Source organism: Dietzia sp. SLG310A2-38A2, from assembly GCF_014145095.1.
Taxonomy (GTDB): domain Bacteria; phylum Actinomycetota; class Actinomycetes; order Mycobacteriales; family Mycobacteriaceae; genus Dietzia.
On sequence record NZ_JAALDX010000067.1, the window covers coordinates 1 to 7,584 of the forward strand.

General features: G+C 67.1%; 7 protein-coding genes. All 7 read left to right on the top strand.

All coding sequences use genetic code 11. The features are described from left to right. The coding region (locus G6027_RS02900; protein WP_182635263.1) for a precorrin-6A/cobalt-precorrin-6A reductase at positions 1–383 on the top strand (383 nt) is incomplete at its 5' end. A gap of 331 nt (positions 384–714) precedes the next feature. Continuing rightward, positions 715–1,461 (top strand): ABC transporter ATP-binding protein, encoded by a 747-nt coding sequence (locus G6027_RS02905; RefSeq protein ID WP_187702534.1) that lies wholly within the window; start codon positions 715–717, stop codon positions 1,459–1,461. Beyond that, positions 1,458–2,270: an ABC transporter ATP-binding protein gene (locus G6027_RS02910; protein ID WP_182635267.1), complete on the top strand. Its 813-nt coding sequence runs from the start codon at positions 1,458–1,460 to the stop codon at positions 2,268–2,270. Before G6027_RS02905 ends, G6027_RS02910 begins: the two co-directional genes overlap by 4 nt. After that, positions 2,270–4,105 carry an AMP-binding protein gene (locus G6027_RS02915; protein ID WP_182635269.1) on the top strand — a complete coding sequence of 612 codons (1,836 nt, stop codon included), beginning with the start codon at positions 2,270–2,272 and terminating at the stop codon, positions 4,103–4,105. Before G6027_RS02910 ends, G6027_RS02915 begins: the two co-directional genes overlap by 1 nt. Beyond that, positions 4,102–4,989, top strand: a complete 888-nt coding sequence (locus G6027_RS02920; RefSeq protein ID WP_182635271.1) for a branched-chain amino acid ABC transporter permease — start codon at positions 4,102–4,104, stop codon at positions 4,987–4,989. Before G6027_RS02915 ends, G6027_RS02920 begins: the two co-directional genes overlap by 4 nt. After that, complete coding sequence (locus tag G6027_RS02925; RefSeq protein WP_182635273.1) at positions 4,986–6,212, top strand: branched-chain amino acid ABC transporter permease; 1,227 nt, start codon at positions 4,986–4,988, stop codon at positions 6,210–6,212. The genes G6027_RS02920 and G6027_RS02925 overlap by 4 nt, the downstream gene beginning before the upstream one ends. A 31-nt stretch (positions 6,213–6,243) precedes the next feature. Continuing rightward, positions 6,244–7,527 carry an ABC transporter substrate-binding protein gene (locus G6027_RS02930; protein WP_182635275.1) on the top strand — a complete coding sequence of 428 codons (1,284 nt, stop codon included), beginning with the start codon at positions 6,244–6,246 and terminating at the stop codon, positions 7,525–7,527. Positions 7,528–7,584: the final 57 nt, after the last annotated feature.

The window sequence follows — 7,584 nt, forward strand, 5'->3', positions numbered from 1 at the left end:
CGGCGACGGCGGCAGCGCTCGGTGAGCGTCCGTTCCTGACCATCGGCCGGCAATCCCTGGGACGCTTCACCGGACCGCTCGCCACCCGCGAGGCGCTCGTCAGGGTCGTGGACCCGCCGGAGGTCGCGCTTCCCGAGCGCTGGCGGGTGGTGGTGGGCCGGGGCCCGTACTCTGTCGAGGCCGAACGACAGGTGTTCTCCGAGCACGCGGCGGACGTGCTGGTGACCAAGGACTCGGGCGGGTCCTTCACGTGGCCCAAGTTGGCGGTGGCCGGTGAACTCGGGGTCCCGGTGGTGGTGGTCCGGCGGCCGGGCGTCGCGCCGGGCGTGGAGCTCGTCGACAGCGCGGGGTCCGCCTCGGAGTGGGTCCGCGCACTGGCCTGAGCGCACTCCGGTCGCACCGACGCTCACGGGCGAGACACGTGTAGAGACGATGATCGCCGAACTCCGCGGCGCCTGGGCGGATCGGCGCAGAAATCGTTCGCTGTCGAATCGACGCAGGTCAGGACTGTCGCCGACGCGCGTCATCCGTCACGTACCACGTCTCCGGCGGTCACCGCAGGGACTTCGCGCGGCCAGTCGAATCCGAGAACATGATCAGAGAAATTGGCGCATATGCAGAAAAGATCAGATACCTGAGAATACTGTGGTCTCCATCACATCAGGAGGTCGAGTGTTATCAGTGCGCAATCTCGAAGTCGTCTACGACGACGCGATGCTGGTCATCAGAGGCGCGAGTTTCGACGTGCCGGACGGTCACATCGTGGCGTTGCTCGGAGCGAACGGAGCCGGAAAATCGACGCTGCTGCGCAGCCTCTCGGGGTTGCTCGACGTCCACAACGGGGCGATCACCAAGGGATCGGTCACCCTCGACGGTGAAGACATGGGCTCGCTGAGCGCACCCGCGATCGCGCGCCACGGAGTCAAGCACGTCCTCGAGGGTCGCCGGATCTTCAAGGAGTTCTCGGTCGAGGAGAATCTGCGCATCGGGGCGCACGTCACACGCCGCCACCTGCGGGAGGGACTCGAGCGCGTCTACGGGCTCTTCCCCGTCCTCCACGAGCGCCGCTCGCGGGTGGCCGGGTACCTGTCCGGTGGCGAGCAACAGATGTTGGCGATCGGCCGGGCGCTCATGTCCGCGCCCCGGTTCCTCCTGCTGGACGAGCCGAGTCTCGGGCTCGCTCCCAAGATGGTGGAGCAGATCCGCGACATCATCGTCGAGATCAACTCGCAGGGGACCGGGGTCCTGCTGGTCGAACAGAACGCCGCCATGGCGCTGTCGATCGCCCGGCACGGGTACGTGGTGGAGACAGGCCGCGTCGTGATGGACGGGCCCGCGGCGGACCTGCTCGACAACGACGACATCCGCGAGTTCTACCTCGGCGCGCGCTCGGATTCCGACGAGACGAAGTCCTATCGCAACGTCAAACAGTACCGGCGACGCAAGAGGTGGGCGTCATGACGGATCCAGCACTCCCCACTCCTGTCGTGGAGTTCTCGGACGTGAGCCTGTCCTTCGGCAACCTCAAGGCGATCGACGGCGTCGAGTTCACGGTCAACCAGGACGAGCTCTTCGCCATCATCGGCCCCAACGGTGCGGGGAAGACCAGCATCTTCAACGTCCTCTCGGGTGTGTACCGGCCCCAGCAGGGGTCGGTGAAGCTCAAGGGACACCAGCTCCTCGGGATGAGTCCGCACAAGATCGCCCGCCTGGGGGTCGCCCGGACGTTCCAGAACGTCGAGTTGTTCGCCAACCTGACGTTGGTCGACAACCTCATGCTGGGCCGGCACGTGAAGTTCCGGTACGGCACGCTCGCCGCGATCGCCTGGGTGGGCCCGGCCAGACGCCAGGAGGAACTCAATCGCGCCGCGGTCGAGGAGATCATCGACCTGCTGGAACTCCAGGCGTGGCGCAAGCTCCCGGTGGGGCTGCTGCCCTACGGCATCCAGAAGCGCATCGAGCTGGGGCGGGCCCTGGCCATGGAACCCGAGATCCTCCTCCTCGACGAACCCGTGGCGGGGATGAACCTCGAGGAGACCGAGGACACCGCTCGGTTCCTGCTCTCGATCCGACAGGAGTTCAAGACCCCGATGATCCTCGTCGAGCACGACATGAGCCTGGTCATGGACATCGCGGACCGCGTGCTGGCCATCGACTTCGGCGCCCCGCTGGCCCTCGGCACCCCCGCGGAGGTCCAGAGTCACCCGGCGGTGGTGGAGGCCTACCTGGGCGGTCAGGCCGCGGCGCCCGCGTCCGGAGGGGGGAGCTGATGAGCACCACCACTCTGGCCACGCGTGTCCGCGACAACGCCGCCGCCCACCCCGGCGACGTGGCACTGCGGAGGAAGTCCCGGGGTGTCTGGCAGCCCACGACCTGGGCGCAGTACTGGGACCAGATCCAGGACGTCGCGCACGCACTGATCGCGTTCGGAATCGACACCCAGGACCGCGTCGCCATCCACAGCGAGAACCGGCCCGAGTGGCTGATCTGCGATATCGCGACCGTGGCCGTCCGGGGCGTCAGTGTGGGGGTCTACCCGACCAACCCGGCCGCCGAGGTCGGATACCTGCTGGAGAACAGCCAGGTCAGGCTGCTGGTGGCCGAGGACCAGGAACAGGTGGACAAGGCACTGGCGGTCTCCGACCAGTGTCCGGACCTCGCGCACATCGTGTACCTGGAGCCGCGCGGGATCCGGGGACACTACGACGACGAGCGCCTCATCTACTGGGACGACTTCCTGGCGCTCGGTCGCGAGCACCGTCAGCGGGACGACGGGGCCGTGAACCGGCGGATGGAGCAGGCACAACCCGACGACCTGATCACCCTCGTCTACACCTCGGGATCGACCGGCCCGCCCAAGGGAGCCATGCTGACCACGTCCAACGTCGAGTTCGCGATCGATACCGTCATGACCCGCGGGGGGACGTCCGATCCACCGCCGGGGCCGTCCGACTACGTGCTCACCTACCTCCCGCTCTCGCACGTCGCCGAGCGCTTCTTCACCACCTGGATGAGCTGCGCGAGCCGGCTCCAGGTGACTTTTGCCGAGTCCATCGACACCGTCCCCCAGAACCTCCAGGAGGTGCAGCCCACCCTGGTGATGGGTGTTCCGCGGATCTGGGAGAAGCTCCTGGCCTCGGCCCAGATCCGTCTGGAGGACGCCACCTGGCTCAAGCGGAAGTGGTCGGGTTTCTGGCTGGCGCGGGCCGAGCGGATCGGCGATGCCCTGGTCTCGAACGGCGGCCGGCACACCGCGGCCAGCCGCACGTGGTACGTGCTGGGGTGGATCTGCATGTACCGGGCGCTGCGGGTCCGGACGGGATTGCGGTACGCGCGCTACGCGGTCTCCGGAGCGGCGCCGATCGCCCCGGAGGTGCTCAAGTTCTTCATGGGGATCGGTGTACCGATGCACGAGCTCTACGGGATGACCGAGAACTCGGCGATCGCCACCACCAACAAGCCCGGGCGGGTGAAGCTCGGAACCGTGGGTGAGCCCCACGAGGGCACCGAACTGAAGATCGACGAAACCACGGGCGAGATCCTGGTCCGGAGCCCGGCGGTGTTCGCCGGGTACTGGCGCAACCCGGAGAAGACGGCCGAGACCATCGACGCCGAGGGCTGGCTCCACACCGGGGACGTGGGCGAATGGGTCGACGGGACACACGTCACGATCACCGACCGGATGAAGGACATCATCATCACCGCCGGCGGCAAGAACGTGTCCCCGTCGGAGGTCGAGAACGCCCTCAAGGTGTCCCCCTACATCAAGGAGGCCCTCGTGATCGGCGACGGCCGCAGGTTCCTCACCGCGCTCATCGGGATCGAGCTCGACACTGTCGGTGACTGGGCCACCCGCAAACGGATCGCCTACACCACCTACCGCGACCTGACGGAGAAACCCGAGGTCCGCGAGCTGGTGCAGGGGGTCGTCGACACCGCCAACGAGAGGTTCAACGCCGTGGAGCAGGTCAAGGCGTTCGCGCTGCTGCCCAAGGAACTCGATCACGACGAGGGCGAGCTGACCGCGACCCAGAAGGTCAAGCGCTCGGCGGTGACGGGGATGTTCGCGGACCTCGTCGACGAGCTGTACGAGGGGGCACGATGACCCAGTTCCTCAGTGCCCTGAGCGTCGGTCTGGGCTCGGGTGCCATCTACGCACTCGTCGCGATCGGCTTCGTCATGATCTTCAAGGCCACCGGCGTCATCAGCTTCGCGCAGCCCGCGTTCCTCATGTCCGGCGCGATCATCGTCAGCTTCCTCGCGCCGGTGATGGGTTTCTACGTCGGCGCGATCCTCGGGGTGGTCGCCATCGGCGTCGTGGCCCTGCTGGTCGAACGGGCGGCGATCCGACCGATGATCGGCAAGGCGGTGTTCATCATCGCGATCATCACCGTGGGACTGGATATCGTCCTCCGCACGATCGCCGGCATGTTCCTGGGTTCCCAACCGCGGTCGGTCGGGGACCCGTGGGGAACCGACGTCTCGGTGATCGCCGGGGTCGTCGTCCAACACAGGCACGTGGCGGCGTTCGTCACCGCCACGGTGATCGTCATCGCCCTCCTGCTGTTCTTCCGGTATTCCTCGGTCGGCCTTGCGATGCGGGCGGTCGCCTCCGACCAGGAGGCCGCGATGGCCCAGGGGGTGAGCGCCAGCCTGATCTTCGCGCTGTCCTGGGCGATGGCCGGTGCCCTGGCCGCGATCGCGGGGATCTTCGCCGCGACCGGCGGTCCTATCGGCAACACCCTGTGGCTGGTGGGGCTCATCGCACTGCCCGCGATCGTCATCGGCGGATTCGACTCGATAGGTGGCGCGATCATCGGCGGCCTGACCATCGGTATCGCCCAGGCCGTCGTGTCGACCTATCACAACCAGTGGTTCCCGGAACTCACCACCAATCTCGGACCGCTGATGCCCTGGATCATCATGCTGGCGGTGCTCCTCGTCAGACCACACGGACTGTTCGGCACCAAGGAGGTGGAACGGGTATGAGCCATCTCGTATCTTCAGCGGACCCATCCGATACCTCGAGCGGGTCCCGCGGGCCGGCCGGGTCCGCATCGGGATCCCCGACGTCGCAGTCGGGAGCCGGACGTCGGATCGGTTTCTTCGGACGGCCCCGCGGTCGGCCGGAGCTGTACTCCAGCTACCGGCAGGAGCAGGCGCTGTTCAACACGCGCGCCAAGGCGGTCGGCGCCGCGATACTCGTCCTCATCGCGGTACTCCTGCCGTTCAACGTCAGCGACGACCTGTTGCGGATCCTCGGCCTGGGACTCGTTCTGGCCATCGGCGGCATCGGGCTCAACCTGATCACCGGTTACGCAGGTCAGATCTCCCTCGGCCACGCGTTCTTCGTCGGGGTCGGGGCGTACACCGCATCGGTGGTGGCCGGCGATCCCGAGGGGCGCGCACTGGGCCTGGGTATCACCTTCGTCCCGGTGTGGATCATCGCCGCGGGTGCGATGGCGGCGCTCTGCGGGGTGGTCGTCGCCCCCTTGGCCACCAGGCTGCGGGGTCTGTATCTCGCGGTGGTGACGCTGGGCCTCGTGTTCCTCGGCACCTACATCTTCACCGAGTGGTCGAGTGTCACCGGGGGGCCGGGAGTCGGTCGCGAAGCACCGCGCCCCGTCGTGTTCGGCAACGACCTCACCCTGGACAGTGCGTTCACCTCGGACCAGAAGCTGTACTGGTTCTTCCTCGCACTCCTCCTGATCGGGGCGCTCGCGGCCCGGAACATCGCCCGCTCGCGGATCGGGCGCGCCTTCGGGGCGATCCGCGATCGCGACATCGCGGCCGGTGTCATGGGCGTCGACCTGGCGCGCTACAAGCTCATCGCGTTCACGGTCTCGTCGTTCTACGCCGGCGTGTGCGGGTCACTGCTGTTCGTCGCGAACCGACACTTCGGGCCGGAGCAGTTCGGACTGATCATGTCGATCCAGTTCGTCGCCATCGTCTTCATCGGCGGGGCCGCGACCATCTCCGGGTCGATCATGGGCGCCCTGCTGATCGCGTCACTTCCCCGGATCTCGGCCGAGGTCGCCCACCTGTTCCCGTTCATCTCCACTGCACCCAACGCCAGCCCCAACATCTTCGAGGTCGAGGCGATTCTGTACGGCGGCCTCATCGTGGCGTTCCTGTTGTTCGAACCGCGCGGTCTGTACGGCGTGTGGCTGCGAATGCGGATGTATTGGAAGAGCTTCCCGTTCACCTACTGAACCCACCCACCGAACACCTGAGGAGAACACCATGAAGTCGAAGACACTACGCAGCGGGGTGGCCGGCCTGTCGGCGATCGCCCTGGTCCTGGCGGGCTGTGGCCGCGACGACGGCGGCGACACCGAGGTCGCCGGCGTCACCGAGGAACCGTGCCCGCAGGCGATCGATGACTCGAAGGGCTGCATCTACCTGGGAGCGATCACCGACCTGACGGGACCGTTCTCACCGATCGGCGCCCCGATGATCGAGGGCTCCCAGGCCTACTGGCAGAACGTCAACGAGAACGGCGGCATCGGCGACTACGAGGTCGACATGGTGACCCACGTCCGGGACAACGCCTACAACGAGACCACCCACTCCCAGGAGTACAGGGAGATCAGGGACCAGGTCCTGATGTTGGCCCACTCGATGGGCACCGCCCACACCAACGGCATCCTCGACGACACCCGGCAGCAGAACATCGTCACGGTCCCCGCATCCCTGGGGTCGAACTGGCTGTTCGAGGAGGGCGTCATGGAGTTCGGCACCAGCTACTGTGCCGAGGCCATGAACATGGTGGACTACGCCGTCGACAACTTCGACGCGACGAGTGTCGGCGCGGTGCACTTCCCCGGCGACTACGGTGACGACGCCGCGAAGGGCGCGGAGATCGCCGCCGAGGAACGCGGTGTCGAGTTCACCCGGTACACCACGGCCCCCGGCGGGACCGACGAGCAGACCGCGGTGATCCAGCGGATCCTGGCCGATCAACCGGACGTCGTGATCCTCTCCACCAGTGCGATCGAGACCGGCGCCATCGTGGGTGCCACCGTCGCGCAGGGGTTCGAGGGCCAGTTCATCGGTTCCACTCCCACGTGGAGCGCCGGGCTGATGGGAAGCCAGGCCGCGCCGGCACTCGAGGCGCGCTACCTGCACGCCGGAGCGGTGGCTCCGTGGGGCCACGACTCGGAAGGCCACATCGAGATGCGGGAGGTCGCCGAATCCATGGGGACCGAGCCCGATGACTGGTTCGTCCTGGGTTGGGGTGCCTCGTCGGTCATCCACGGACTCCTGGAGCAAGCGGTCGAGAACGATGAGCTCACCCGAAGCGGTCTCTACGAGTCGGTCGACTCGCTGACGGGGGTCGACACCGGTGGGATGTTCGCGGAGGGAGCCGGGAACTACTCGGGAGACGTCAACGAGAACGCGTCCCGCTCGAGCATCATCAACCGGATCGAGCCGGGCAGTCCCACGGGCCTCGTCCTGGAGGAGGAGTGGTACGAGGGACCCACGGCGGCCGACTTCGAGTACACGGAGGCGTGCTACCTGATGTGACCGCCCTGAGGTGATCCTCTCAGCGGATACCGGCCGCCCGTCGACCACTGTCGACGG

Excerpts from the sequence above, each read along its gene's own strand:
- G6027_RS02910 (WP_182635267.1), top strand. The coding sequence starts at position 1,458 with ATGACGGATCCAGCACTCCCCACTCCTGTCGTGGAGTTCTCGGACGTG.
- G6027_RS02905 (WP_187702534.1), top strand. The coding sequence starts at position 715 with ATGCTGGTCATCAGAGGCGCGAGTTTCGACGTGCCGGACGGTCACATC.
- G6027_RS02925 (WP_182635273.1), top strand. The coding sequence starts at position 4,986 with ATGAGCCATCTCGTATCTTCAGCGGACCCATCCGATACCTCGAGCGGG.
- G6027_RS02920 (WP_182635271.1), top strand. The coding sequence starts at position 4,102 with ATGACCCAGTTCCTCAGTGCCCTGAGCGTCGGTCTGGGCTCGGGTGCC.
- G6027_RS02930 (WP_182635275.1), top strand. The coding sequence starts at position 6,244 with ATGAAGTCGAAGACACTACGCAGCGGGGTGGCCGGCCTGTCGGCGATC.
- G6027_RS02915 (WP_182635269.1), top strand. The coding sequence starts at position 2,270 with ATGAGCACCACCACTCTGGCCACGCGTGTCCGCGACAACGCCGCCGCC.